Below are 24574 nucleotides of genomic sequence, written 5' to 3' on the forward strand. Positions count from 1 at the left end.
GAAGTGGAAGGACTGTCAGGGCTTTTGGGAAATAGTTCACTGGAAACTGGCTGCCCGATATAGGGCCAACGAGCACGCAGCCCTCGCCCCCCCGAAGCAGAAAGCAGCATCTGATGTTTACGGTTGGTTTTTAAAACCAACCTACGCAGCAAACAAAAAAGGGTGCTCATAGAATGAACACCCATCATTGCATCTGATTTTTCAGAAAAACCTTTAGCAAACAAGATATCGGGCAGGCGGGATTCGAACCCACGACCCCCAGTCCCCCAGACTGATGCGCTACCAGACTGCGCTACTGCCCGTTTGCTTGGTGTGAGGTCTTTAGCAGCCTCCTGCTATCCGCACAAGCCACCTGATCTGTTTTTTATGCAGAAAGGCGACTGCGCAATGCTTGCAGTTCAAGCAGGATATCGGCCAGATCATTACGCAGCCGTGTATTCTGCTTTTTCAGTTGCACAACATTATGACCCTCACCCTGCACGGATGCTTTATCCGGCTCAGGCAGGACTTCTGTAGTGTCTACTGCATCATCACCTTGTTCAACCGAGGCAGGCTCTTCAGCACCGAACGCTGCCACCACGTCTTCTTCCGTCACACCAGCAGACTGGGCCTGAGCAGAACTTTCTTCCAAGCTTTCTACAGCCGAAACATCAGGCTGCGGGGCACTCTCGTCTGATATGGGCTCTGGAGCTACAGCAAGGAGGGCTTCAGCAGAAACGGCGTCATCCATATTGGTCTCGACCACGCCAACCGCATCCTGCGGTGTTTCATCCCTCTCGGGTTCAGACACACTGGCAGGGGCATCAGCTTCTTCGGCTATTGCACTACCGTCTATAGCATCAACGACCTCGACAAGCGCGACCTCAACAGAGACTGGCTCAGCCTGTTGCGAAAGGTCTGTGCCTGCGGAAGCTGGAAGAACTGGCGCTTCTTCAGCAGCAGGCTGCACCGTTTCTGACGGAGGCGTCGGTTGTGTCGACGGGACGTCCGCCGCCTCTGCCGCCGTATGAGCCCCTTCGCGCAGCAGGCGCTGAACACCCTTTACAGTGTAACCTTTGCTGTAAAGCAGATCTGCAATGTAGCGCAGCAGTTCAATATCTGCGGGACGATAATACCGACGCCCCCCGCCGCGCTTGAGGGGACGAACCTGCTCGAACCGTGTTTCCCAGAAGCGAAGCACATGCTGCGGAACGTGCAGTTCATCAGCTACTTCACTGATTGTCCGGAACGCCAGAGGCCCTTTTTCTGACCGGGAGAAAGTATCTTCTTCAGACTGTGTGGGAATCGAGTCTTCCGGTGAAGAAAACGTGCCTTCAGTCATTATCGTCATCCACACCTGCATCAAGAGATTCGTGATTCACTTCTGCCCGCAAAAGCTGGCTGGGCCGGAAGACCAGAACCGAACGTGGAAGAATTGGGACTTCCTCACCCGTTTTGGGATTACGCCCGCTGCGCTGGCCTTTCTGTCTGACAGAAAAAGTGCCAAAGCCGCTAATTTTCACGCTTTCACCTTGTTCAAGCGCTACCATTACCGTTTCCAGAATATCTTCCAGAAGAACAGCGGATTCTTTTCGGGACAGCCCAACCTGCTGATAGATCTGCTCTACCAGAGATGCACGCGTGACAGTTTCCATAAAAGAGAAGGTAACATGTTGGCGGACCTCGTCAATTCAAACTGAACGACGACTCCTCCTTCCCTGATCAAAAACTAGAAACGAGCCAGAGCAGACCCCCATGTGAGGCCGCCACCCAAGGCTTCCATCAACACCAGATCGCCTTTCTGGATACGCCCGTCCCTTACGGCTTCATCCAACGCCAGCGGAATCGAGGCCGCGGACGTATTGGCATGACGGTCAACCGTAATCACCACCCGTTCTGGCGGAAGGTTCAGCTTTTTGGCCACCCCTTCGATGATACGGATATTGGCCTGATGCGGCACCAGCCAGGAGACATCGCCATATTCCAGCCCTTCGGCTTTCAATGCTTCGTCCACGGAAGAAGAAAGCTTGGCCACGGCGTGGCGGAACACATCCCGTCCGCTCATTTTTAGATGCCCGCTCATTTCCCGGCGGCCCACGGCGCCGTCCACATACAACAGATCACCTGCAGTCCCATCAGAATGCAGATGGGTTGAGAGGAGACCGGCCTCACCGGGCTCATCAGTGCCAGACAAAACGACTGCCCCGGCGCCATCGCCAAACAGCACACACGTTCCGCGGTCTGACCAATCGACAATACGGGAATAAACCTCGCTGCCAATCACCAGCACATTGCGGGCCTGGCCGCTGCGTATAAACGCATCTGCTGTTGAAAGAGCAAAAATGAATCCGGAGCAGGCCGCCGCGAGGTCAAACCCGAATCCCTGCTGCATGCCCAGTTCGGCCTGAATTCTAACCGCCGTAGCCGGGAAAGCCTGATCAGGCGTGGACGTTCCAACAATGACCGCATCAATATCTGCCGGAGTCAGGCCTGCATAATCCAAAGCACGACGGGCCGCCTGAGCACCCATGCTGGTTGCCGTATCATTCGGCCCTGCAATATGACGCCGGGTTATGCCAGTGCGGGTTTTGATCCAGTCATCGGATGTATCAAGCTGGGCTGCCAGTTCATCGTTAGTCACGACACGATCTGGCAGGAACCCACCAAACCCTACCAGAAGCGAACGTCTCGCCATCTCTGCTCTTTCATTATCCAGCACCGGCTACCACACGGGCATCAATGCTGTGCTATTCTATCCTGTCAGGACGCCGTCACGGCGGGTTCACGTTCCATGGAAGCCTGCTGGTGGGATAGAAGCGCCCCCATATGGGTCAGACGCTCGCGAATACCATCATTGAAGCCGTGGGTGACCATATCCATGGCAACATCAACTGCGGCGGCGAAGCCTTCCGCATCTGTGCCGCCGTGGGATTTTACAACCACGCCGTTCAGACCAACAAACACGGCTCCGTTATAGCGGCGGGGATCAAGCCACTCTTTCATCCGCTCAAGGCCGGGCCGAACCAGAAGATAACCAATCTTGGCGATAATACCGCGGCTGAAAACCTGGCGCAGAAGGGAGGTTGCCATCTTCAGCACCCCTTCCCCCGTTTTCAGCGCGACATTTCCTGTAAAGCCGTCCGTCACCACAACATCCGTAGTGCCGGCTGTAATATCGTGGCCTTCAATAAAGCCATGGAACTGGGACGCCAGCGGGCTTTCCCGCAGGACTTCAGAAGCGATACGCAGCTTCTCGTCGCCTTTAAGTTCCTCTGAACCGATATTGAGGAGACCGATCCGTGGAGCGGGGAGACCAAGAACAGCCTTTGCAAAGGCTTCCCCCATCACCGCAAATTCCACCAGATTACGCCAGTCGCACGCCACATTAGCACCGAGGTCAAGCATGACCACGTCGCCTTTGATTGTGGGGCTGATGGCCGCCATGGCAGGACGGGAAATGCCGGGCATGGTTTTGACCACAATCTTGGCCAATGCCAGCATGGCCCCGCTGTTACCAGCGGAAACAACGCCTCTGGCCCGACCGCTTGCCACAGCATCCATACCAAGACGCATGGAAGATTTCCGCACGCGCAGGGCGGCGGTTGGCTTCATGTCCATCGGCACGGCCTCATCCGTATGCCAGATGGTGCAGATGGACTCAGCCTTGGGGTGCTTGGCCAAAAGTGGACGAAGCTTTGCTTCATCTCCTGTCAGCAGCACCCGCATGCCGGGATGACGATCAGCAGCTATAGCAAGCCCAGCGACAACCACATCAGGAGCTCCATCGCCTCCCATTCCATCAACAGCAAGGCTGAACACCTCACTCTGTTCTGAAATGGAAATATCTGGACTCTCTTTCTTGCTCATGCCTGCTTCTCTGCCATGCTGCAGATGCCTTACCCCCGCATTGTGCCCTCTCTCCTCAAGGAGAGACGAGCACTTTCATTTTCAGGCGCGCACAGCGACTTTCAGCGCTTTGCCCGCAGCAATCACTTCACGGCCATCATAATGACCACAGTGGCTGCAAATGTTGTGCGGACGCTTCAGCTCACCACAGTTGGAGCATTCAGCATAGGCCTCCACACGCAGGGCTTCATGGCTGCGACGCATGCCACGACGTGAAGGCGAGGTTTTTCTTTTGGGTACAGCCATGGGCCCGAGCCCCTCCAAACAGATCTAAAGACCACCGGCGTCACAACACTCAGGCCATGCCGCCAGCAAGACAAAACAGGTTAATCACCAGATTGAGGGCGGGCTCTAGCAGAGAGCTGCCCCTTTCGCAAGCAACACTGCAAGAAATCCGCCTCTAACAGGTCAGCTATCTTTACGGCGCAACTGTTCAAGCGCGGAAAATGGCGTGTTTCCTCTGGCACGCGCCTCTTCCTGCGCCCGTTTCTCCGCCTCTTCCTCAGTGATCACAAGTCCGGGGGGCAGAACCGCATCCGGTGCGTGAGGATAAGGCTCCAGATCCAGAGCAAACTGCTCTACAGCCGCTTCTCCAAGATCAATGGAGTCTCCTTCATAAGGAATTTCATCAATCGCTTCCAGATCAGGCTCGGCACTTTCTTCAAAATCTTCCGCAGGCACGAACTGCACCTCAAAAGAGCCTGCCATCACGTCCTCAAACGGTTCAAGAGTCACCACACAGGTCTGCTTGAAACGCGCCGCCAGCGCACCATGAGCCGTAACGCAGTCTCGTCCGGTGGCTGTCAGGTGATATTTGCACCGCAACATGCTGACTTCAGGCAACCCAAGACGCACAGCAATCTGCCTGCATTCCTCTGGCGTTGCCTCAACCGTTACGTTCAGCCCTCCTGGCGCGATTCGGCGTACGGCCGTCAGGCGGGAAAATTCCGGTTTAGCGGCCATGGGAGCCTCCTGAAACAAAGACATCTGTGATGTTTAATCCAAACATGCTGCTACCGCCGTATTTGCAAGGAACAGACACTCACAGCCCTATCACAAACCCTGCGTGCCGTAAGGGCGGAACATATGGTTTTCCTGCAAAACAGCTCCATGACAGAATTCAGGAATTGACGCCCCCCGCCTGTTCGGGCATCCGACAGAAGCAGGTGTCTGCGTGTGGGCAGCCCTGTCTTTTTTTGTCTCGACACGTTAGAGTGACTGCACAAACCGGGGTGCTTTACTGACATGATGCCGCAACGCTCAAGAAAAATTGCCAATGTCCGCGCAAAGTGCGGGTTGCTGGCAGCCCTGTGCGTTCTTTCTGGCTGCAATGTGTTCCGCCCCACCCCTATCCCCCGTGGCTCCCTGATTGAAGCTGATGATTACAATCAGCTCATTCCCGGCACGAGCACACGGGCTGACGCGGTCGATCTTCTCGGCTCCGCCACGACCAAGGGAGCCTTTGACGACAACACATGGATTTATATTTCCATGGCCACCTATCTGCGCCCCATAGATTTTCCGGGCATCAAGAAGCAGCAGGTTGTTGTTCTCAAGTTCGGCGGCAACGGCACACTGGAAAGCCTGCGGACACTCAGCCGCCGGGATGCCCGGCCTGTTGCCATGATTAGTCAGGTCACACCCACCCCTGGCACCAGCATCAATATCCTGCAGCAGATTCTTGGTAACGTAGGCCGCTACAACCCCATGCAGAACATGATGGGCGGCGGCAGCACATCGGGCACTGGCATGATGGGCAACAACAGCGGCCCCGGTCATTTTGGCTCAGGCAACACGCTCTAAGAGTAGCGATTTAAAAGACTTACCGGACTGGTTTAGCCGCTCCATGGTTACGTGAAAGCGTTCTCCTTCAGCCGCCATGTTAGTCTTTGGAAATCTGCCTTTTGGCGTCACATCTCTCTATGTGGGTCTTGAGTAGGCTTAAAACAACGCTGAAATCACCGGCTCTTCAAACAGGAGAGACGAAGCGCCCTCTTAACCTGATCTGCGACAACGCCATGCGTCGGAACGGGCCAAACGTCCTGAAACGAATGAAGAGAATTCTCTCAGGGCAAAAGGATACGCACTCTCAGCCCGCCTGATGGGGAGACATCCAGCTCCATCTCTCCGCCATGCGCCCGTACGATGTCACGGGAGATGGTCAGCCCCAGCCCGGTTCCGCCACCTCGGCCACTTTCAAAAGCCCGGAAAACGGCTTCCCGTCGTTCCGGGCTGATACCTGGGCCATCATCATCTACTAAAATGCAAGCGCCTTCAGCGACCGCCCGGGCTGTTATGGTTATTGCGCCACCATGCCTGCGCGCATTGTCCAACAGGTTGGTCAATGCACGCCGCAGGGCATCCGGGCGTATCATGACCTGCAAATCCTTCTGCACACTGACGGCGCTTACCCGCGCGCCTGTGCGTCGGGCTGCTATCACAACGTCTTCCATGAATGGTGCAAATTCCACCAGAAGCGGCGTTTCAGCGCCCTCACCCCGCGCAAACGCCAGATAACTGTCGATCATGTGTTCCATTTCAACCACATCACCGATCATGTCATCCACATCCCCGCGCAGATCTTCTGCCTTCACCACCCCTGTGCGTGGCATCATGGCTAATGAGAGACGAATGCGGGTCAACGGTGTGCGTAGATCGTGCGATACACCTGCCAGAACACCTGTCCGTTGAGACACAAATCGGAAGATCCGGTCCTGCATGCGGTTGAAGGCTACGGAAGCCTTACGCACTTCCTGCGCCCCTTCCGGTTTGATGGGCCCGATATCCCGCCCCAGACCAAATTGTTCGGCCGCATGCGCCAGCCGCCTGATGGCCCGCACCTGATTACGCATGAACAGGCTGGCAATGATAAACAGCAGCAGAGAACTGCCTAAAGCCCATGCCACAAACAACCAGATCTGCCCCATATCCAGCCGTTTGCGGGGCGCTTCCACCTCCAGCACGCCATCGCTCAACTGGATGGAAATTTTCACGGTATGCGGATCACTCCGCCAGTTTACAAAAAATGGGTGATCGATTGCATTTTCCAGTGCGTGGGCCAGATCTTCATCCATTGGCCCAAGCACATGGTTGAAGCCAACCCGCCGCAGCTTGGCTCCCGCGTGCCAGGTTTCCACCAGCTGCAGGTGGTCACGCGCCTGTTCGACAAACCATTCCTTGTCGCTTTGTTTGTGCAACCGCTCCAACGCATTGAGAGAAAGCACAATTTCGGAACTGACGCTGTCTGACAGACGGCGGGACACAACCTTGAGAAAGTTTCCGTAAAACAGTTCAAGGGAGATTGCCTGCGTCACAAGCAGCGGAATGAAGACAATCAGCAGAGACCGCCCAAGCAGGGAGCGCGGCAGAACCCGCCGCATGGATTTCTCCACCCGACGGGATTTCCATATCCGTGACGGAAACAGCCTGAGCCTTCTGCGGTTCATCTGGCTTATTGAATACCCGGCTTCAGCACATATCCGCGCCCGCGAATTGTATGGAGGAAGCGGGGCTCACGCGGGTCTGGCTCGATACGGCGACGCAGCCGCGTAACCTGCACATCCACGGCGCGCTCTCCAATTTCAGCCATATCAAGGGCCTTGGCTATTTCCTCGCGGGTAAAAACCTCGTTGGGACGCCGCGCCAGGACAGAGAGAAGAGCAGCTTCCCCCCCGGTCAGATGAATATTCCCCTCTGGCCCGGAAAGAAGTGCGCGCATGGGGTCAAACTCCAGATCTCCCAGCCGAATGATCCGCAAATTGTCTGCTGCCGGTGCAGGCGCCAGACGCCGCAGATGGGCCTTGAGCCGCAAAAGCAGTTCACGTGGTTCAAACGGCTTTCCCAAATAATCGTCCGCACCGGCTTCAAGCCCGGTAATACGGTCCGCCGGTTCCCCGCGAGCTGTCAGCAGCAGAATGGGAAATTCCTGCCCTGTGTCCCGCAGCGCGCGGGTCAACTCCAGCCCGTTTTCTCCGGGCATGGTCACATCCAGCACCATGGCATCAGGCTGAATGCCCCCCAGCGCCTGCCGCGCCTCGGCCGCATTGGCCGCCACGCTGATACGGAACCCATGCTCAGACAGATAACGTTGCAAGAGCCGCCGCAGACGAGGATCATCATCCACCACAATAACATGCGGTGCCATGCCTTCTTCCAGCATCATGTCGTCGTGCAGATTATGAACCATGGCGTCCCTTCTTTCGTCCGGCGGCGTCTTCCGCCACTACTGCGCGGCTGCTGTCTGACAACATCCCCCACATGACACGGCGGAAGCCCTCCACCGCAGCGCCACCCGCTTCCCGATACGCGGCAACCAGCCTATGGCGCACCACGGCAAACAGACGTGCCTCCACACTCTGGCCCTCTTTGCTCAGGCGTAAAAGCTTCTGCCGTCTGTCCCGCATGCAGGACTCGCTTTCCAGATATCCCCGTTCGGTCAACTCCCCCAGCGTGCGCCCGAGGCTTTGCTTGGTCACGCCAAGAATTTCCTGCAGACGGCTGACAGAAAGACCGGGGCTAAAAGCCAGCACCTGCAACACCCGATAATGCGCCTTCCCCAGCGACTGCTCCGCCAGAATCGGTTCCATGGCCTGTGCCATATCCCGTCCGGCCAACAGCATCATGGTCTGGGCCAGCCGAATCTGTTCTTCCCTGAGAAAAAGGAGTCCTGCCCCGGCGTCATCACTCGGACGATACCCGCTCATCCCGCTGTTCCTGCGCGTCTGTCAGGCTGATGTCGCATAAGGCTCGGGCTGTCTGGCGGGCTGAAGGCCCCCGGTCAGACGCGCTTTCAGGCGGCCCAACCGCAGCACACCAGCCAGACGTCGTTCAACAAACGCCGCCAGATCAGCCTCATTTTGTCCACGGGAGAGCCAGTAGAGAAGCGTCGCGCCATATACCGTGCCCAGAGTGAGCCGTTTGGTCATGTAGGTCATGCCCGACGAATCGTCCTGAGCCGCCTGCCAGATGGCGTTCACTGTGCGCATCAGGGAACGGCGAAGCGCACCCCGACCGCATGGCGCAGCCAGAACACCAAAACCTGTTTTCGCCCCACTCCGCATGGCCGGATCAACGGGTAACCGCAGCAGAAGCGCCTGTTTGACACGCTGACTGAGGCGAGGCTCCTCGGTATCCGCCATGGCGGCAATCATGTCCCGGTCACACAGGTCAGACCAAGCCTCTACCATTTCCACAGGCCCACCGGGGAAAAGCAGATCAGCCTCAGGCCCTGCGACATCCCGCAGTGCCGCCAGACTCCAGCCCCGCTCTCCGGCAACGGAGGCGAGTTTTTTCAGGGCCGTATCACGCACTGGGTCCCGTTCTATCGCAGCTGGCATGCTGCTCGTTGCAAGCCCGGCTACCGCCAGAGACACTGCCTGCTGCACTTTCCCGCTCCACCCGCTCATGCCCGCACTCCATATCGCGCCATTTCGGCCTCAAAACCCAACTTGCCAAGATCCGTCATCCGCATGGGATAGAGAATCCCGTTCAGATGGTCCATTTCATGCTGCATGACATGCGCCCGGAATCCGGAGGCCACACCTTCCACGCGATTGCCTGTTCTGTCGTAACCAGCATAGCGGACCCGCTTGTAACGCGGCACTTCGCCCCGCCATCCGGGAATGGACAGGCATCCTTCAAACCGCGGAATCATCTCTTCATCCACCGGTTCAAGTTCAGGATTGATGATCACCTGCACATCCAGGGCAGGATCGTCCACTCCTTCGCTCCGACTCTCCGGAACGGAATAGAGAAAAAGCCTTTTTGAAACATGAACTTGTGGTGCGGCCAGCCCTACACCGCCAGCATCAGCCAGTGTTTCTATCATATCATCAATAAGGCGCTGAATATCTGGCGCGGTGCCATCTTCCACCTCCTCCGCCTTTTTCAGCAACACAGGATGCCCCATCCGGGCAATTTTCAGTACAGCCATTCCACACTCCCTTTCTGAAAGAACTGTGTCACAAGAGTTTGTTGGCAAGAAGCAAGAACGAATTGTGTATTTGCATCAGCCCGTGCTATAGACGCCGCCAATAGAGGAATCGGCAGCGCGCTGGTGCTGGATCGGTTCTTTTTTCATATCACTTCAAAACCGGGGTTATCCGGGTTTTCTGAAACAGGGGTTAGTGGCCAAGTGCACGTTCTCGTCCGTGACAACAATGTCGATCAGGCTCTCAAGGCACTCAAAAAGAAAATGCAGCGCGAAGGGATCTTCCGTGAAATGAAGCTGCGTCGTCATTTTGAAAAGCCGTCCGAGCGTAAAGCCCGTGAGTCTGCTGAGGCCGTGCGCCGCGCTCGCAAAATGGAACGCAAGCGTCTGGAACGCGAAGGCTTCTAAGCTTCCGCTTCATACGCCAGAAAAAGGCCGGTGCACCGCAAGGTGCCCGGCCTTTTCTTTATGGAGCAAACCCTCTCTGCCCCACCGCGTCAAACCGGCCCCTTGGAAGACAGGGGCCGGTTGTCAGATCACTCAGTGTGCATCCATCAGCCGATGAGACAGATAGACGGCTTCCAACGCACGCTCATGGGCCACTTCCGGCGCATTGACTGTACCGGAATGACCACCCTCAATATCTTCATAATAGAAGAACGGCTTGCCCAGAGCTTCCAGCCGTGCCGCAAACCGGCGGGCATGAACCGGCCCCACCCTGTCATCACTCGTGGCCGTAAAAATAAATGGTGTGGGGTAAGTCACCTCAGCCTTGAGATGCTGCACGGGTGATATCTTTTTAAGAAAAGCTGCCTCAGCAGGAACGGACATGGACCCATATTCATCCGCCCACGACGCCCCGGCGGACATGGTTTCAAAATGTTCCATGTCCAGAAGCGGCACACCAATAATCACCGCGTTCCACATATCCGGATGCTGCACCATCTGCACACCCGCCAGCAAACCACCATTAGAACGCCCCCGAATACCGAGGTGACGCGGCGTGGTTATTTTCCGTGAAACCAGATCCTGCCCCACTGCGGCAAAATCATCATAAACGCTCTGTCTGCCTGATTTACGGCCAGCTTCATGCCAAGCAGGTCCAAACTCCCCCCCGCCACGAATATTGGCGACAACATACACACCGCCGCGCTCCAGCCACAGCTTGCCGATTTCCGGCGCATAGGTGGGCGTATAAGACACCTGAAAACCACCATATGCTGTCAGCAGCGTGGGGTTGGCCCCATTCAGTTTCATGTTCTTTCTGTGCACCACAAAATAAGGAATACGTGTTCCATCTGTGGACTTCGCCCAGAACTGCTCCGTGGTCAGGCCCGCTGTATTGAAGCGCGCAGGCGCTGCCTTCACCTTACGGGGAGCCGTTGTCTCGTCCACCAGCCAGAGTTGTTGCGGTTCCAGATATCCCTCCACGCTCAGATAGGCGGTATCTGAGGCGTGATCTGTCGTCACAATGTGAATGGAGGTCATGTCTGGCAGTTCCAGCGCCTCACCATTCCATGGACGCCCCGGCTGCATTTCCGTAAAGCGCATGGCGCGACCGCGCACGTTATCAAACAGACTGACCAGAACCGTATTTTTGGTCACCCCCACTTCATCAATGGATTGGGACGGCCCAGGGGTAAAAATAACTTCCACACCGCTCTCCGGTGCTGCCGGGTCTATGGAGACCAGACTGCCCGCTGGCACCACGGGCAAGCCCTGAGGATGCCAGTCTTCCTGAACGGACAAAACAAGACGCCCCTTCAGCAGACCATGAATTTCACTTTTAGCAGGCACGGCCAGCCAACGCAGTTTATCGCCTTCAACCACCGCATAATGGGTTTCAAAAAACGTCACGTTACGCTGGATTATAACCAGTTTATGGCCGTCTCCATCCGTTAGCACCATGGGGGAGACAATCATGTCTGATTTCTCACCCCGGTACAGTTCAACAGCCTGCCCTTCTGGGCCACCGCGCACCATCTTCTTCACAACAAACGGATAACCGGACGGCGTGAGGGTCGTGCCTTTTCCATCCCAATCCCGCGCCAGCAGGATCGTATCCTGATCAACCCACGCCGCCGTCTGCTTGGAACGTGAAAAAACAAAACCGTTGGGCACAAACTGCCCTGTCTTGGTATTGAACTCGCGCAGGGTGTTGGCATCCTCGCCCCCGTTGGAGAGCGTTACCAGACAATGCTCATCTTCAGGAGCAAGACAGTCTGCCCCTTCAAAAACCCAGTTCATGTGCTCCTTGGCTGCTAGAGCATCCACATCCAACCGGGTCTGCCATTTTGGCTGCTTTGTCAGATAGGAAGACCGACTGGTCATCCGCCACAATCCGTGAGGATGATGTGCGTCCTGCCAGAAATTCCAGATATCTCCGCCCAGAATCTCCGGCATGGCAAGGCGGTCTGACGCCTGAAGAACTGACAGCGTATTTTTATAGAACCCTTGATAACGCTTATCTTTTTCAAGAGTTGACGTTGTGTGATGGTTCTGCGCCCTGACCCAGGCCAGAGCCTTTGCTCCGTGAATGTCATTCAGAAAAGAGGCGTCTTTTCCCATCCCGTCAGTTTGAGCAATCCCGTGACTTGCTGCCCCTGCCATAACAAGCGCTGATGCCGCGCATGTCAGTATCCAACGTCCAAGACGCATCAAGACTGTCCTCTTATTCTGCTGTCACATTTCAACGGGTTTTATTTTGTATCGGAAAGAAGACAATTTGTCTTGGCCTTCCCGTTCTGCACCCTCCCTGCGGCCATGACACAAAGAGGGGAGAATAGAAAACGGAAGGCATTTTATCCTTCCGTTTTTTCATGCTTCCAGAGTGATATCCGGAAAGCAAACGCTTTTATTTCTGGAACTTGTCCAGTTCACGCACAATGGCTTCACCCATAACGGACGTGCCAACGCGGGCCATACCTTCGCTCATGATGTCCGCCGTACGCAGGCCGCTGGCCAGTACGTTGGAGACAGCATCTTCAATCAACTGCCCTTCTTCCTGCAGATCAAAGGAATAACGCAGCAACATGGCGAAGGAGAGGATCTGTGCAATCGGGTTGGCAATGCCCTGCCCGGCGATATCTGGCGCACTGCCGTGGATGGGTTCATACAGTGCAGGTGTTTTGCCATTAGCGCCCGGCGCGCCCAGCGTGGCGGAGGGCAGCATGCCCAGGCTGCCGGTCAGCATGGAAGCCAGATCAGACAGCAGATCCCCAAACAGGTTGCCGGTAACAATGACATCAAACTGGCGCGGGTTACGCACCAACTGCATGGCGCAGTTATCAGCCAGCATGTGGGAAAGCTCCACATCCTGATATTCACGCGCATGCAGGTCTGTCACGACCTCTTTCCACAACAGGCCGCTTTCCATCACGTTGCATTTTTCAACGGAACAGACACGGCCAGAGCGCTTGCGGGCCAGATCAAAGGCTACACGGGCAACACGCTCAATTTCTGATGTGGTATAAACTTCCGTATTGATCCCACGCTTGCTGCCATCAGGCAGGGTTTCAATCCCGCGCGGATTACCGAAGTAAATCCCCCCCACGGTTTCACGCACGATCATGATATCCAGCCCACGCACCACATCGGGTTTGAGGGTGCTGGCATCCACCAGAGCATCAAACACCTTGGCGGGGCGCAGGTTGGCAAACAGGGCCAGTTCCTGACGCAGCTTGAGGATGGCCAGTTCAGGGCGCTTTTCAAAACCCACATGGTTCCAGCGCGGATCACCCACGGAACCGAACAGCACGGCATCCGCAGCGCGTGCTTTTTCAATCACTTCATCACGGATGGGCTCACCGTATTCGGCCAGAGAAGCCCCACCCACCAGATCTTCTGTAATCTCGAAAGAGAGCCCACGCTTTTCTTCCAGCCATGTGATGATACGCCCGACTTCGCGCATTACTTCCGGGCCAATCCCGTCTCCGGGCAGAACAAGCAGCTTTTTGGCTGGCTGAGCAGTCATGGGGTTCTCCAAGCTCATCAATCGAAGGAAATTTTGGGCATCCAGGGCAGTTCCTTGGCTACGCTGCTTTCAAAGGTTTCAATCTCACCTTCATGTTTAAGCGTCTGACCAATATCATCCAGCCCCTCCAGCAACATATGCTTGCGGAACGGATCAATCTCAAACGGCACTTCCTGCCCATCGGGACGGATAACAACCTGACGCGGCAGATCAACCGTCAGCTTTGCATTGCTGCCCATGGCGGCATCCGCCATCAGTGCATCACACACCTCACGCGGCAGACGGATGGGCAGAATGCCGTTCTTGAAGCAGTTGTTGAAAAAGATGTCCGCAAAAGAGGGCGCAATAACGCAACGGATACCAAAATCAAGCAGAGCCCACGGCGCATGCTCGCGTGAAGAACCACAACCCAGATTGTCATACGTGACAAGAATTTCAGCCTGACGCCACGGCTGCTTGTTCAGCACAAAATCAGGATTTTCAGAGCCATCCGGCAGGTAACGCATGCTATCAAACGCATGTTTGCCAAGGCCCGTGCGGCGCGTGGTTTTCAGGAAGCGGGCCGGGATGATCTTGTCTGTATCAATATTGGCTTCCGGCAGTGCCGCAGCCACAGCAGACAGAACCGTGAACTTATCCATTATGCCAGCTCCCTTACATCCGTCAGGCAGCCTGTAACCGCCGCGGCCGCGGCCATGGCGGGAGAGAGCAGATGCGTCCGCCCACCGGGCCCCTGACGCCCTTCAAAATTACGGTTGGAGGTGGAGGCACACCGCTGGCCCGGCGTCAGCCGATCAGGGTTCATACCCAGACACATGGAGCATCCTGCCTCGCGCCATTCAAACCCGGCATCAAGGAAGATCTTGTCCAGACCTTCCTCTTCCGCCTGCCGCTTTACCAGACCAGAGCCGGGTACAATCATGGCCCGCACACCGTCTGCCACCTTGCGGCCTGCAGCCACTTCGGCGGCTGCGCGCAGGTCTTCAATCCGGCTGTTGGTGCAGGAGCCGATGAAAACAACGTCAACCGGTGTTCCGGCAATTTTCTGCCCAGCTTCCAGCCCCATATAGTCCAGCATGCGCTGCATCTGCACACGCTTGGCTTCGTCTGGTTCCTGAGCAGGGTCCGGCACAGCGGCGGTAATGGGCAGCACGGTTTCCGGGCTGGTGCCCCATGTCAGGCTGGGTGCGATATCTTCCGCCCGCAGCGTCACTTCCGTATCAAAATGCGCGCCTTCATCAGAAGAAAGCGTGCGCCAATACGCCACGGCCTTTTCAAAATCGTCGCCTTTGGGGGCAAACGGACGACCGCGCACATACTCGAACGTCACATCATCAGGCGCAACCAGACCAGCACGAGCCCCTGCCTCGATGGACATGTTGCAGATGGTCATGCGGCCAGCCATGTCCAGCCCGCGGATGGCAGACCCGGCAAATTCGATCACATGCCCGGTGCCGCCTGCCGTGCCGATATGCCCGATAATGGCCAGCATAACGTCCTTGGCGGAAACCCCGGCCCCCAGCGTTCCTTCCACAGTCACGCGCATGTTCTTGGCGGGACGCTGCAGAATGGTCTGCGTGGCCATGACATGCTCAACTTCAGACGTACCGATCCCGAAGGCCAACGCCCCCATGGCGCCGTGGGTTGAGGTATGAGAGTCCCCACACACAATGGTCATGCCCGGCAGGGAAATACCCTGCTCCGGCCCCACCACGTGCACAATACCCTGATTGGCGGACAGCAGCGGAATATACGGCACGCCAAATTCCTTGACGTTCCGTTCCAGCGTTTCAATCTGATTGCGGCTTTCCGGCTCTTCAATCGGCTGCGTTCGGTCAGATGTCGGCACGTTGTGGTCTACAACGGCAACTGTCATTTCCGGGTGACGCAGACGGCGGCCAGCAAGGCGCAGGCCTTCAAACGCCTGCGGGCTTGTCACTTCATGGAGGAGGTGACGGTCAATATAAAGGATAGAGGTGCCATCCGGCAGAGTCTCGACAACATGGTGGTCCCAGATCTTGTCGAACAACGTACGCGGCGCCATGGCCCTCCCCTTTCGTGAAACAGTGCGGATTCGCGCAGAGGCATCTGCAATACCACAACCAGCAGAGCAAGGCTTATGCTTCTGCGGTGTTCATCCAGCCATGACGCGGCATGCTGGACGGAAGGCAAAACAGCTATCTGACAGACGAAAAGAACCGCGCCTTCATCTTCTCAGCATCGCAAAGACCCGGCAGGCACAGGCCCGACCGGGTTTTGAAAAGTCAGACCAGCCCGCAGGCTGGTCAGCCTGTTTTTAGTTGGCAGCAGCAGCCGGTGCCACAACGTCACGCGGACGTTCAGCAATGCGGGCAGACTTACCGCTACGGCCACGCAGATAGTACAGCTTCGCGCGACGCACTTTACCGCGACGCACAACCTTGATTTCAGCAATGGTCGGCGCATACAGCGGGAACACACGTTCCACACCTTCACCATTGGAGATCTTGCGCACGGTGAAGTTGCTGTTCAGACCCTTGTTGGAGCGGGCAATCACCACACCTTCAAAAGCCTGCAGACGCTGGCGTTCACCTTCAACAACGCGAACGGAAACGCGAACGGTGTCACCCGCAGCAAATTCCGGCACGGCGCGCTGAGCTGTCAGACGCGCGATTTCGGCAGCTTCATACTGCTGAATAATGTTCATATCCGTATCCTTCCTCAAACCCCAGTTCGGCCTGACTGTCCGGACCTTCCGGCAGCAGCCTCATTTCTTTCCCTGCGATCCAGCCAGGCAGACCACAGGTCCGGCCGTCTTTCCCGCGTTATTTCTTCAGCCTGTTTCTGCCGCCATGCCGCGATTGCCGCATGATTACCAGAGAGCAGGACTTCCGGCACGTCTCGCCCGTCCCATGATGCAGGGCGGGTGTAATGGGGATATTCCAGCAGCCCGTCGGAAAAACTTTCCTCCACGCCGCTTTCATCACTTCCCATAACACCGGGCAACAGCCGGACACATGCGTCCAGCAACACCAGAGCAGCCGTCTCCCCCCCGGAAAGAACATAGTCTCCGATGGAGACCTGTTCGATACCCCGGGCTTCAAGCACACGCTCGTCCACGCCTTCAAACCGCCCGCACAGCAACACCACACCGGGCCCCTGCGCGTAACGACTGACGTCCTGCTGACGCAGAGGGCGGCCACGGGGCGTTAAAAACACGCGTGGCGCACCTTCCGGAGCCTGAATGGCAGACAGTGCGGCATCAACCACATCTGCCCGGATCACCATGCCTGCTCCACCGCCAAACGGCGTATCATCAACAGCACGATGCCGCCCCAGACCATGCTGGCGCAGATCATGCGTCTGGCATGACCACACACCACCACCCAGCGCCCGCCCGGCCAGAGACAACCCCAGCGGCCCCGGAAACATGTCCGGAAACAGTGTCAGGATTGTTGCCTGCCAGCTCACGCTGAAGGCTCCGGCGTTTTAGGGCTACCGACACCGCGTCCTTCTTCACCCGCAACCTCTACAGGGCGGATAACGGTCAGAACACGGTTAGCCTGATCAATCTCCGGCACGCAGGCCCGCGTAAACGGAACCAGCATCCCCCCGGCAAGCTCCAGACTGGCTCCGGCACCGTAGTCATGCACCATGACCACCTGCCCCAGAGACTGTCCGTTTTCCCGTGCCTCCATGCCAATCAGATCAGCATGGTAGAATTCTTCCTCTTCCGGCTCGGGCAGAGCATCGCGCGGAACGTAAAGACGCGTGTTCACCACCCCTTGCGCTGCCGTACGGTCCGCCAGTGCCTGTCCCTGCGCATCACGCAGTTCCGCCACACCATCAGCCCCACGCCACCGCAAAGACCAGTTACGGCCTTGATCATCCACCAGAGCCTTGAACCCCTCAAGTGCTGCAGGATCATCCGCATAGCTGTGCACGCGCACAAGGCCGCGCACACCATGGGGTCTTCCTACAACGCCTATCAGGATAAGGTCAGGACGCATGATCCGGTCTGCTCAGTGCTTTTCAGACTCAGGCAGCGGCTTCAGCAGCTTTGGCAGCAGCTTCTGCGCGAGCCTGGGCCTTCTTCTTCGGCGCAGACTGCTTGGGCTGTTCTGCATAAGCAGGCTTCGGAGCCAGACCGGCGTTCCCCAGGAAGCGGGCCACACGGTCCGTGGGCTGTGCGCCCTGAGACAGCCAATGCGTGATGCGTTCGTTCACCAGACGCACGCGGTCTGCGTGGTCAGACGGCAGCATTGGGTTGTACGCGCCAACCTTTTCAATAAAACGGCCATCACGCGGGGAACGGCTGTCTGCCACAACAATGTGGTAGTACGGACGCTTTTTTGCACCTGCGCGGGCAAGACGAATTTTAACACTCATTCAGATCACTCCAAACCCAGAAAAACTTGAAAGAGAAACAGGCCGCTTAGCGGAAGGGACGGCCACCACCCGGCGGCCCTCCTCCCATTCCTTTAGGCATGAGCGCGGACATTCCCTGGCGCATGAGACCTTTCACGCCCAGCTTGTTAAAGCGCTTCATCATGTCGGACATCATATCAAACTGCTTGAGCAGCTTGTTGACTTCCTGAACCGTGGTTCCAGACCCGGCGGCAATACGCTTCTTGCGGGATGCCTTGATAATGGCAGGCTTCTTCCGCTCGCCCTTGGTCATGGATGAAATAATGGCGAGGTGCTTCTTGAGGACGGACGTATCCAGATCCTTGTCCCCCAGCGCCTCTTTCAGCTTTCCCATTCCGGGCAGCATGCCAACAATGCCGGAGATAGACCCCAGCTTGTTGATCTGCCGGATCTGGGACGCATAGTCATCAAGATCGAACTTGCCGGCCATCATCTTCTTGGCCAGGCGTTCGCCTTCTTCATGATCCAGCGTATCAGCCGCTTTTTCCACCAACCCGGCGATGTCACCCAGACCGAGGATACGGCCAGCAACACGTTCGGGGTGGAATTCTTCCAGCGCATCCAGCTTTTCGCCAGAGCCAGTCAGCTTGATTGGCGCGCCGGTAATGGCCTTCATGGACAGGGCGGCACCACCGCGCGCATCACCATCCATACGGGTCATGACAACGCCGGTCACGCCAACAGCCTCATTAAAGGCCTTGGCGGTGTTCACGGCATCCTGCCCGGTCATGGCATCCACAACCAGCAGCGTTTCGGCAGGATGGGTTACAGCGCGAACCTGCCGCACTTCTTCCATCAGTGCTTCATCAATGGACAGACGGCCCGCGGTGTCGAGAATGACAACGTCAAACCCTTCACGCCGGGCGGTATCCAACGCGCGATGCGCAATTTCAACCGGAGTCTGACCCGCGACAATCGGCAGAGACGGCACACCGGCCTGCTCTGCCAACTGCGCCAACTGCAACTGCGCGGCAGGACGCTGCGTATCAAGAGAGGCCAGAAGCACTTTCTTGCGTTCACGCGTTTTCAGGCGCAGCGCGATCTTGCCGGATGTGGTGGTTTTACCAGAGCCCTGCAAACCCACCATCAGAATGGGCACAGGCGGCACGGCATTCAGATTGAGCGGGACGGCACCAGCGCCGCCCAGCGCATCAATCAGGGCATCATTGACAATCTTGGCAACGGCCTGGCCGGGGGAAATGCTTTCCAGCACCTCCGCACCCACAGCACGCTCTTTAACCTTGTTGACGAAGTCCTTGACCACAGGCAGCGCAACGTCTGCGTCCAGCATAGCCAGACGGACCTCGCGCATTGCCTCCATAACGTCAGCTTCTGACAGCGCGCCACGTTTGGCGAGTCCATCAAAAACTCCGGAAAGCCTGCCTGAGAGAGCCTCGAACAATAGCGTACCACCCCATAAGAAAACGCGCCACTGCGCGAACACTCGCGGGGTGGCGGTCCTGAATTGGGGAAGGGGTTAAGCCACCCCTTCCCATGAGTCAAGAAACTTCTGTCTGTTACTTGCTGGCGTCAGTCGGTTCCGGGTGCTGCACTTCCCGCAACTGCTCCATCAGATCCCGGATTTTGGTCTGACGGGCCTTGATCTGCGCGAGCTGATCATCTGTCAGCACATCATGAATACGCTCGGCCACATCAAGATGGCGGGCTTCCTGCTGGGCCCGCAAAGAGGCCTGCTGCTGAAGCAGGGTGTTGATCTGGTCCTTGTTGATCGGGCCCGGCGTTGTCAGCTGATCCTGGATCTGCTCATGGAGCTTCCCCATGTCATTACGGATGCTGTCCGTCTGATCCTGATCGTGCGCATCGCTCAGAATGGCGTCGATCTTCTTGCGCTGCTGCTTGGTCAGGCTGATCCCTTCCAGCATGTCAGGACCACCCTGCGCGCTCCACAACGAAGATCCACCATGAGCGCCCTTGGGCGGATGGGACGGCCGGGCATTGGCGGAGGCAGGCAGCACGGCGCAGAGAAGCCCTGTCACGGCAGCCGCAGCGAGAAATCCATTTTTGTATGACATCTGGTTGCAAACCTTTCCTGAAAATCCCGTTCGTCACGCATCCGCAGGCCTATTCTTCTGCGCATACCTTTTGCCGAGCGATCATAAACCAGCAAAAGGCTTTTTACGTCATGGAATAAAGAATAACCACTATCGGGATAATACCAAGCAGAAACCATGATCCCATGGCGCAGGTTGCAAAAAGATGAGCGGCACGCGCCTGCACGCGCGCTTTTCCACCGGATGATGACATACGCTGGCGTAGCATATCGTCTGTATCAGAGTCAGATCGCATCACGTTCTCCTTATCTGGCAACATGACAGCATAGTTGCAGGTCGTTCATTCTTCCTGCTGCATGACCTAATGCGATCTAGAAACACACCGCGGCAAATTCATGGCAATACCGACAAATTGCCGAAGCCTCGCTGCTTTGCCCCGTTAGTTCTGGCGCGACAACGCCAGAAACCGGGCTGCATCTGACACTTCACGTACCAGCGCTGCGATACGGTCCGTTATTTCCGTATCTTCTCCCCACCGTTGCATCTGCGCACGCTCATCAAGCGTTGCGCATGCCACCAGTGTTTCCGGATCGGCCTGCTGCTCTACCAACGCCAGACCCAGCACAAGGCTGCCAAGTGCTGGCACGGCTACACTCAACGCAGCAAGCTGTGCTGGCGTTGCCTGCTCCAGCACACGCCGCAGTGCATTAAATGTTTCTGCCGGTTGAGCTATGGGCATGATGCCCTCGGAAACCTCAAGCGGTGCATCAAACCGCTTGCAGCACCAGTCCAGCCACGGCGTCCATTGCTCCTTCTGCAACCGCGCCAGATCGGACCAGTTTTCGGCCCGATAGCACAGCAGATCACTTCCGGCATATGCGAGCAGGCTTTCCACCACCCCTTCCCGTTGAGCGGGAATACGTTCAAGCATGGACCCCACGATACCGGTAAGCGGCAGATCTTCCGGCCGAAAGAGCCCCCCCGCTTCCTTACCTGCTGCCTGCCATTCCTCTGCCAGCGCGTCTGCCAGCGCCCGGCTTTCTACCCGCAGCGGCGTGCGCTCCGGCAACCTTACGGGCTTGCCGTCAAGCTGCACGGCATAGCCTGCCCCATCGGGCACCACACTGGCCTGCTTCCAGAAGCGCTTGCGCCCAGCCGATGCCGCTACGGCCTTTGCATTTTCACTCACTTGAACAATCCCAGCCCACGCAACATGTTCATGACCTTCCCTTCCTTCCCCGCCTTTGGCGCAGAAGGGGCCGGTCCTGTGCCCCCTTCCCGTGCGGAGGAAAGCAGGGCCGGGCAATTATCCCCGCCGCCGTCATCCCCACCGATATTGATGCCATAACGGCCGCCATAGGTGGGTTCCATCTGCGGCACGGGGGCGGCAAATGTACCTGTCACCCGCACGTCAGACGCGGCGGATGCGCCCCCCAGCGCCACGCGGGGCGAGAGATGCAGATCAAGCGCCTGATTTTCCAACCCCACAGTCCCGTGGCCATGCAGAGAGAGAAAATCACTCTCCAACCCCAGCAAATCTACACGAGCCACCCCATCACCCACCTGCATGTGGGTGCCAAAGCAGCGCACGGGCATTTTTCCTTTAAGCGGCACATTAGGCCCCAGAAGCGTGCGCAACGCCGGGCCACCAATGCTGCCATCCACAACAGATGCGCCGATGTGCCCCGTGATTGTCCGACGCTGGGTAGAGGCATCTGCTCCCTGAACAGATACAGCCCCCACCACTGTCATAGCGCCTTGCAGAAGCGCGGGGGCGCCAGTCCATTCCTGCACAAATTCGACCGGCAACACCACCGGGTGCGCCGCCATATCAACCTGCGGCACAGCGCCCGAGGCATCATAGGCAAATCGGCCTGACTGCTGCACGCCAGAGCCTTCTGCCTTGATCGGGTCCGCCGTCAGTTTGCCGCTCTGCACGGTGACATGGGCGGAAACCTGGGTCCATGTCAGCCCCCGCCACACCACCTGCGGGGCCTGCACATCCACAGCCGCCGTCACCCCACGGATAACCTGTTGCACGTCATGCTCGTGCACCAGCGCCAGGGTGTTCGCAGCCTCTACATGGCCGTCCACCTTCAGATTTTCCACGGTGGGGCGGCCATCTCCCAGCGCCAGATGATCCAGCACACCGTGACCATCCAACGTGGACCGACCTCCGCCCAAGGTACCCGCCACCCGAAGGCTGGAGGCCCCATCCATGACCATCAGATCCGCAGGCATATCGGTCTGCTCTGGGTTGAGCGCCAGCGCCGTGATCTGCGCCAGTGTGCCAACCGTGCCCCGCAGGCCCAGCGCCTGCGCGCCCAACTTGCCATCGACCAGCACGGCCAGCCGGTCTTCCGGACGGGTGGCATCCAGGGTCATGCGGCTGATCGCAGCCCCCGGCACAAGACGGCTGGCATCAACCGGCCCGGTGCGCACATGCAGCCCCTGCACCTGCGGCTGATCGCCCTGACCACCAATTATGGCATCAATGGAGATATTCTGTCCGTCTGGCAGCGCGGCATGCGGGAAGAAGGTTTCCAGCGTTTGAAGCTGCCCCACTGAACTGCCAAAGTTCAGCGTGTAGGCCCGCTTTCCATCAGGATCGGCAATAGTGCCATCCAGATGCGCAAGCCCGGCAGGATGCCCATCCACCGTAAAGGTCATTCTGGCCTGCACTGGCAGCGTCTGCGCCGCATCAGGCAGAAGCTGGCCTGTCTGGGCGGTCAGCAGGAACTGCCCCTTGCCCTTGCTTGCCTTGACCTCGAACTCGGGCTTGCTGCCTTCAAGATTGCTGGCCCGAACCACATCAAGCGGTAACCACCCGGACCGATGCCGCAGCATATCCTGCCATTGCACATCAGCCTTGGTGATATGCACACCTGTCACGCCCAGATTCCAATGCATGGAACCAGAAGACGGCTTGCCGGGTGTTGTATCCTGCGCGGTCTCGGGTCTGGGGGTAAAATGCCAGTCAGCCCGGCCATCCGCCAAACGCCGCACGGAAATATGCGGCTCAATAATGCTTACATCATTCAGCACGATCCGATGATGAAAGAGCGGCATGAGCGCCAGCCGGGCGCGGATTTCGCCTGCGGTGAGCATATCCGGCCCACCCTCTTCCACGCCGGAAAACCGAACGCCTCGGGCTTCCACCCAAGGGAATGGCAAAATCCAGACATGCAGATGGTCAATGGCCAGATGGCGGCCCGTCCGGGCTTCTACTGCCTCGGTCAGTCTGACACGCATCCAGTTTGCATCCTGCATGGAGGACACAACGCTGCCGCCCCCCACCAGAAGCACAGCAGCACCGGCCAGCAGACCCAGCTTCCATTTCAGCCGCATAGACGTCTCTCCTGATAGCGAAGCCCTGCCCCTTTACCCGCCCCGACGGACAGGCTTGGGCGTTGAACCCGGCGTAAAGCCCAGAGCACGGAAGGTCTCACGCATATGCGGCGGTAATTCGGCTGTGACCACCAGACGTCCTCCCGCAGGGTGCGGCATGTCCAGTTCACGGGCATGCAGATGAAGCTGATCCTTGAACCCGTCCACATGCGCGGTTGCACCGCCATATTTCGGGTCACCCAGAATGGGCGTGCCAAGGGACTCGCAATGAACGCGCAACTGATGCGTACGGCCCGTAAGCGGCGAAAGAGCCAGCCACGAGAACTTCCGGGCCGCAGCATCCACCACCTCGTAGGTGGAGCGCGCATATTGCGCATCCTCATCCTTGCGGTCTGCCGCCACCATAATAGCATTGGCACCCGCACCCAGCCGGGCCAGAGGCTGATCAATTTCCCCGGCCAGCGGATCAGGACGGCCGACCACAACGGCCCAATAGGTTTTTTTCACATCCCGCCCACGGAAAGCCTCCGCCAGCTTTGCGGCCACACCCGGAGTCCGGGCCAGCAGCAGCAGGCCGGAGGTATCCCTGTCGATCCGATGCACCAGCCGGGGGCGCGGATCATCCGCTTCCGCCCGCAGGCCATCCAGCATCATATCCACATGCTTGGTAATGCCGGGGCCACCCTGCACAGCCAGACCGGCAGGCTTGTTCAGCACAATCACCTGCTTGTCCTGATACAGGACCATACCCTTGATTTCACGCACCAGCCGTTCATCAAGCTGACGGGGCGTATCTGGCGCTGGTTTAACAGCCTTGGGGATAGGCGGCACCCGCACGGACTGCCCCGGTTGCAGGCGCGTAGAGGCCTCCACACGTTTGCCCTCCACCCGAATCTGCCCTGTACGGCACAGTTTCTGGAGCGCGCCCTGCGTTAAATGCGGGTAATGGCGGCGGAAATAGCGATCAAGGCGAATGTCCGCCTCGTCCTCGCTTACGGTCAGAATCACAACACTCATGGC

At 57.7% G+C, this 24574-nt stretch carries 27 protein-coding genes and 1 tRNA gene; 2 read left to right on the top strand and 26 right to left on the bottom strand.

The annotated features are described in order from the left end of the window. Positions 1-228: 228 nt before the first annotated feature. The 7 genes from AD948_RS08390 to AD948_RS08420 all read right to left on the bottom strand — a co-directional run bounded on the left by AD948_RS08390 (position 229) and on the right by AD948_RS08420 (position 4848). A tRNA-Pro gene (locus AD948_RS08390) sits at positions 229-302 on the bottom strand. A gap of 62 nt (positions 303-364) precedes the next feature. Further along, positions 365-1321 (bottom strand): MerR family transcriptional regulator, encoded by a 957-nt coding sequence (locus AD948_RS18700; protein ID WP_082782375.1) that lies wholly within the window; start codon positions 1319-1321, stop codon positions 365-367. Then, positions 1314-1670, bottom strand: a complete 357-nt coding sequence (locus AD948_RS08400) for an integration host factor subunit alpha (protein ID WP_254906989.1) — start codon at positions 1668-1670, stop codon at positions 1314-1316. Before AD948_RS08400 ends, AD948_RS18700 begins: the two co-directional genes overlap by 8 nt. A gap of 38 nt (positions 1671-1708) precedes the next feature. Then, complete coding sequence (locus AD948_RS08405) at positions 1709-2674, bottom strand: beta-ketoacyl-ACP synthase III (protein ID WP_035380914.1); 966 nt, start codon at positions 2672-2674, stop codon at positions 1709-1711. Positions 2675-2739: 65 nt separating this feature from the next. Next, positions 2740-3846, bottom strand: a complete 1107-nt coding sequence (gene plsX, locus AD948_RS08410; RefSeq protein WP_006557515.1) for a phosphate acyltransferase PlsX — start codon at positions 3844-3846, stop codon at positions 2740-2742. 81 nt (positions 3847-3927) lie between these two features. After that, entirely contained in the window at positions 3928-4131 is a 204-nt protein-coding gene (gene rpmF, locus AD948_RS08415; RefSeq protein WP_035380917.1) for a 50S ribosomal protein L32, read from the bottom strand. Positions 4132-4293: 162 nt separating this feature from the next. Beyond that, positions 4294-4848 carry a DUF177 domain-containing protein gene (locus AD948_RS08420; protein WP_058988523.1) on the bottom strand — a complete coding sequence of 185 codons (555 nt, stop codon included), beginning with the start codon at positions 4846-4848 and terminating at the stop codon, positions 4294-4296. A 282-nt stretch (positions 4849-5130) separates the two neighbouring features. On the opposite strand from AD948_RS08420, the gene AD948_RS08425 reads away from it, so the two are divergent. Continuing rightward, positions 5131-5688, top strand: a complete 558-nt coding sequence (locus AD948_RS08425) for an outer membrane protein assembly factor BamE (protein ID WP_058988522.1) — start codon at positions 5131-5133, stop codon at positions 5686-5688. A gap of 263 nt (positions 5689-5951) precedes the next feature. On the opposite strand, the gene AD948_RS08430 is transcribed toward AD948_RS08425, so the two are convergent. From AD948_RS08430 to def, 5 genes are read right to left on the bottom strand one after another with little or no spacing between them, the layout of a single operon-like run. After that, complete coding sequence (locus AD948_RS08430) at positions 5952-7331, bottom strand: ATP-binding protein (RefSeq protein WP_061471482.1); 1380 nt, start codon at positions 7329-7331, stop codon at positions 5952-5954. A gap of 5 nt (positions 7332-7336) precedes the next feature. After that, the gene (locus AD948_RS08435; protein ID WP_006557520.1) at positions 7337-8071 is read right to left on the bottom strand and encodes a response regulator; all 735 of its coding nucleotides are present in this window, start codon (positions 8069-8071) and stop codon (positions 7337-7339) included. Beyond that, positions 8061-8588, bottom strand: a complete 528-nt coding sequence (locus AD948_RS08440) for a MarR family winged helix-turn-helix transcriptional regulator (protein WP_006557521.1) — start codon at positions 8586-8588, stop codon at positions 8061-8063. Before AD948_RS08440 ends, AD948_RS08435 begins: the two co-directional genes overlap by 11 nt. Before the next feature lie 21 nt (positions 8589-8609). Beyond that, complete coding sequence (locus tag AD948_RS08445; protein WP_061471483.1) at positions 8610-9290, bottom strand: ubiquinone biosynthesis protein COQ9; 681 nt, start codon at positions 9288-9290, stop codon at positions 8610-8612. Continuing rightward, positions 9287-9817 (bottom strand): peptide deformylase, encoded by a 531-nt coding sequence (gene def, locus AD948_RS08450; protein ID WP_035380931.1) that lies wholly within the window; start codon positions 9815-9817, stop codon positions 9287-9289. The genes AD948_RS08445 and def overlap by 4 nt, the downstream gene beginning before the upstream one ends. A 201-nt stretch (positions 9818-10018) precedes the next feature. Between def and rpsU the strand changes: the two genes are divergently transcribed. Next, a complete protein-coding gene (gene rpsU, locus AD948_RS08455) occupies positions 10019-10222 on the top strand; it encodes a 30S ribosomal protein S21 (RefSeq protein ID WP_006557524.1) in 204 nt (67 codons plus the stop codon). 132 nt (positions 10223-10354) lie between these two features. Here the strand turns inward: rpsU and AD948_RS08460 are convergent, their stop codons facing one another. The 14 genes from AD948_RS08460 to AD948_RS08525 all read right to left on the bottom strand — a co-directional run bounded on the left by AD948_RS08460 (position 10355) and on the right by AD948_RS08525 (position 24571). Further along, positions 10355-12472 (bottom strand): prolyl oligopeptidase family serine peptidase, encoded by a 2118-nt coding sequence (locus tag AD948_RS08460; RefSeq protein WP_248845970.1) that lies wholly within the window; start codon positions 12470-12472, stop codon positions 10355-10357. Positions 12473-12668: 196 nt separating this feature from the next. Next, on the bottom strand, positions 12669-13787 hold the full coding sequence (gene leuB / locus AD948_RS08465; protein WP_035380933.1) for a 3-isopropylmalate dehydrogenase: 1119 nt from the start codon (positions 13785-13787) through the stop codon (positions 12669-12671). Between the two features lie 17 nt (positions 13788-13804). After that, positions 13805-14428, bottom strand: coding sequence for a 3-isopropylmalate dehydratase small subunit (gene leuD / locus AD948_RS08470; protein ID WP_006557527.1), 624 nt, complete (start codon positions 14426-14428; stop codon positions 13805-13807). Further along, positions 14428-15831, bottom strand: coding sequence for a 3-isopropylmalate dehydratase large subunit (gene leuC / locus AD948_RS08475; RefSeq protein ID WP_061471484.1), 1404 nt, complete (start codon positions 15829-15831; stop codon positions 14428-14430). The genes leuD and leuC overlap by 1 nt, the downstream gene beginning before the upstream one ends. Before the next feature lie 252 nt (positions 15832-16083). Continuing rightward, on the bottom strand, positions 16084-16473 hold the full coding sequence (gene rplS, locus AD948_RS08480) for a 50S ribosomal protein L19 (protein WP_006557529.1): 390 nt from the start codon (positions 16471-16473) through the stop codon (positions 16084-16086). A 14-nt stretch (positions 16474-16487) separates the two neighbouring features. Then, a complete protein-coding gene (trmD, locus tag AD948_RS08485) occupies positions 16488-17237 on the bottom strand; it encodes a tRNA (guanosine(37)-N1)-methyltransferase TrmD (RefSeq protein ID WP_061471485.1) in 750 nt (249 codons plus the stop codon). Beyond that, entirely contained in the window at positions 17234-17776 is a 543-nt protein-coding gene (rimM, locus tag AD948_RS08490) for a ribosome maturation factor RimM (RefSeq protein WP_045542246.1), read from the bottom strand. Before rimM ends, trmD begins: the two co-directional genes overlap by 4 nt. Positions 17777-17804: 28 nt before the next feature. Beyond that, positions 17805-18155, bottom strand: coding sequence for a 30S ribosomal protein S16 (rpsP, locus tag AD948_RS08495; protein WP_006557532.1), 351 nt, complete (start codon positions 18153-18155; stop codon positions 17805-17807). Positions 18156-18201: 46 nt separating this feature from the next. Then, positions 18202-19596 carry a signal recognition particle protein gene (gene ffh, locus AD948_RS08500; protein WP_035381070.1) on the bottom strand — a complete coding sequence of 465 codons (1395 nt, stop codon included), beginning with the start codon at positions 19594-19596 and terminating at the stop codon, positions 18202-18204. Between the two features lie 115 nt (positions 19597-19711). Then, the gene (locus AD948_RS08505) at positions 19712-20227 is read right to left on the bottom strand and encodes a Spy/CpxP family protein refolding chaperone (RefSeq protein ID WP_061471486.1); all 516 of its coding nucleotides are present in this window, start codon (positions 20225-20227) and stop codon (positions 19712-19714) included. Positions 20228-20330: 103 nt separating this feature from the next. Further along, complete coding sequence (locus tag AD948_RS08510; protein ID WP_156105420.1) at positions 20331-20501, bottom strand: hypothetical protein; 171 nt, start codon at positions 20499-20501, stop codon at positions 20331-20333. Positions 20502-20645: 144 nt separating this feature from the next. Next, positions 20646-21395, bottom strand: a complete 750-nt coding sequence (locus tag AD948_RS08515) for an ATP12 family chaperone protein (RefSeq protein ID WP_061471487.1) — start codon at positions 21393-21395, stop codon at positions 20646-20648. After that, a complete protein-coding gene (locus AD948_RS08520) occupies positions 21392-23554 on the bottom strand; it encodes an AsmA family protein (protein ID WP_061471488.1) in 2163 nt (720 codons plus the stop codon). The genes AD948_RS08515 and AD948_RS08520 overlap by 4 nt, the downstream gene beginning before the upstream one ends. A 33-nt stretch (positions 23555-23587) precedes the next feature. After that, positions 23588-24571 (bottom strand): RluA family pseudouridine synthase, encoded by a 984-nt coding sequence (locus AD948_RS08525; protein ID WP_006557539.1) that lies wholly within the window; start codon positions 24569-24571, stop codon positions 23588-23590. Positions 24572-24574: the final 3 nt, after the last annotated feature.

It is taken from the genome of Acetobacter senegalensis (assembly GCF_001580995.1).
Lineage (GTDB): Bacteria > Pseudomonadota > Alphaproteobacteria > Acetobacterales > Acetobacteraceae > Acetobacter > Acetobacter senegalensis.

What these genes read in the sequence shown, in the direction of transcription:
- AD948_RS18700 (WP_082782375.1), bottom strand. Translation starts at nt 1,321, where the DNA reads ATGACTGAAGGCACGTTTTCTTCACCGGAAGACTCGATTCCCACACAG.
- AD948_RS08405 (WP_035380914.1), bottom strand. Translation starts at nt 2,674, where the DNA reads ATGGCGAGACGTTCGCTTCTGGTAGGGTTTGGTGGGTTCCTGCCAGAT.
- plsX (WP_006557515.1), bottom strand. Translation starts at nt 3,846, where the DNA reads ATGAGCAAGAAAGAGAGTCCAGATATTTCCATTTCAGAACAGAGTGAG.
- rpmF (WP_035380917.1), bottom strand. Translation starts at nt 4,131, where the DNA reads ATGGCTGTACCCAAAAGAAAAACCTCGCCTTCACGTCGTGGCATGCGT.
- AD948_RS08420 (WP_058988523.1), bottom strand. Translation starts at nt 4,848, where the DNA reads ATGGCCGCTAAACCGGAATTTTCCCGCCTGACGGCCGTACGCCGAATC.
- AD948_RS08425 (WP_058988522.1), top strand. Translation starts at nt 5,131, where the DNA reads ATGATGCCGCAACGCTCAAGAAAAATTGCCAATGTCCGCGCAAAGTGC.
- AD948_RS08430 (WP_061471482.1), bottom strand. Translation starts at nt 7,331, where the DNA reads ATGAACCGCAGAAGGCTCAGGCTGTTTCCGTCACGGATATGGAAATCC.
- AD948_RS08435 (WP_006557520.1), bottom strand. Translation starts at nt 8,071, where the DNA reads ATGGTTCATAATCTGCACGACGACATGATGCTGGAAGAAGGCATGGCA.
- AD948_RS08440 (WP_006557521.1), bottom strand. Translation starts at nt 8,588, where the DNA reads ATGAGCGGGTATCGTCCGAGTGATGACGCCGGGGCAGGACTCCTTTTT.
- AD948_RS08445 (WP_061471483.1), bottom strand. Translation starts at nt 9,290, where the DNA reads ATGAGCGGGTGGAGCGGGAAAGTGCAGCAGGCAGTGTCTCTGGCGGTA.
- def (WP_035380931.1), bottom strand. Translation starts at nt 9,817, where the DNA reads ATGGCTGTACTGAAAATTGCCCGGATGGGGCATCCTGTGTTGCTGAAA.
- AD948_RS08460 (WP_248845970.1), bottom strand. Translation starts at nt 12,472, where the DNA reads ATGCGTCTTGGACGTTGGATACTGACATGCGCGGCATCAGCGCTTGTT.
- leuB (WP_035380933.1), bottom strand. Translation starts at nt 13,787, where the DNA reads ATGACTGCTCAGCCAGCCAAAAAGCTGCTTGTTCTGCCCGGAGACGGG.
- leuD (WP_006557527.1), bottom strand. Translation starts at nt 14,428, where the DNA reads ATGGATAAGTTCACGGTTCTGTCTGCTGTGGCTGCGGCACTGCCGGAA.
- leuC (WP_061471484.1), bottom strand. Translation starts at nt 15,831, where the DNA reads ATGGCGCCGCGTACGTTGTTCGACAAGATCTGGGACCACCATGTTGTC.
- rplS (WP_006557529.1), bottom strand. Translation starts at nt 16,473, where the DNA reads ATGAACATTATTCAGCAGTATGAAGCTGCCGAAATCGCGCGTCTGACA.
- rimM (WP_045542246.1), bottom strand. Translation starts at nt 17,776, where the DNA reads ATGCGTCCTGACCTTATCCTGATAGGCGTTGTAGGAAGACCCCATGGT.
- rpsP (WP_006557532.1), bottom strand. Translation starts at nt 18,155, where the DNA reads ATGAGTGTTAAAATTCGTCTTGCCCGCGCAGGTGCAAAAAAGCGTCCG.
- AD948_RS08505 (WP_061471486.1), bottom strand. Translation starts at nt 20,227, where the DNA reads ATGTCATACAAAAATGGATTTCTCGCTGCGGCTGCCGTGACAGGGCTT.
- AD948_RS08510 (WP_156105420.1), bottom strand. Translation starts at nt 20,501, where the DNA reads ATGCGATCTGACTCTGATACAGACGATATGCTACGCCAGCGTATGTCA.
- AD948_RS08520 (WP_061471488.1), bottom strand. Translation starts at nt 23,554, where the DNA reads ATGCGGCTGAAATGGAAGCTGGGTCTGCTGGCCGGTGCTGCTGTGCTT.
- AD948_RS08525 (WP_006557539.1), bottom strand. Translation starts at nt 24,571, where the DNA reads ATGAGTGTTGTGATTCTGACCGTAAGCGAGGACGAGGCGGACATTCGC.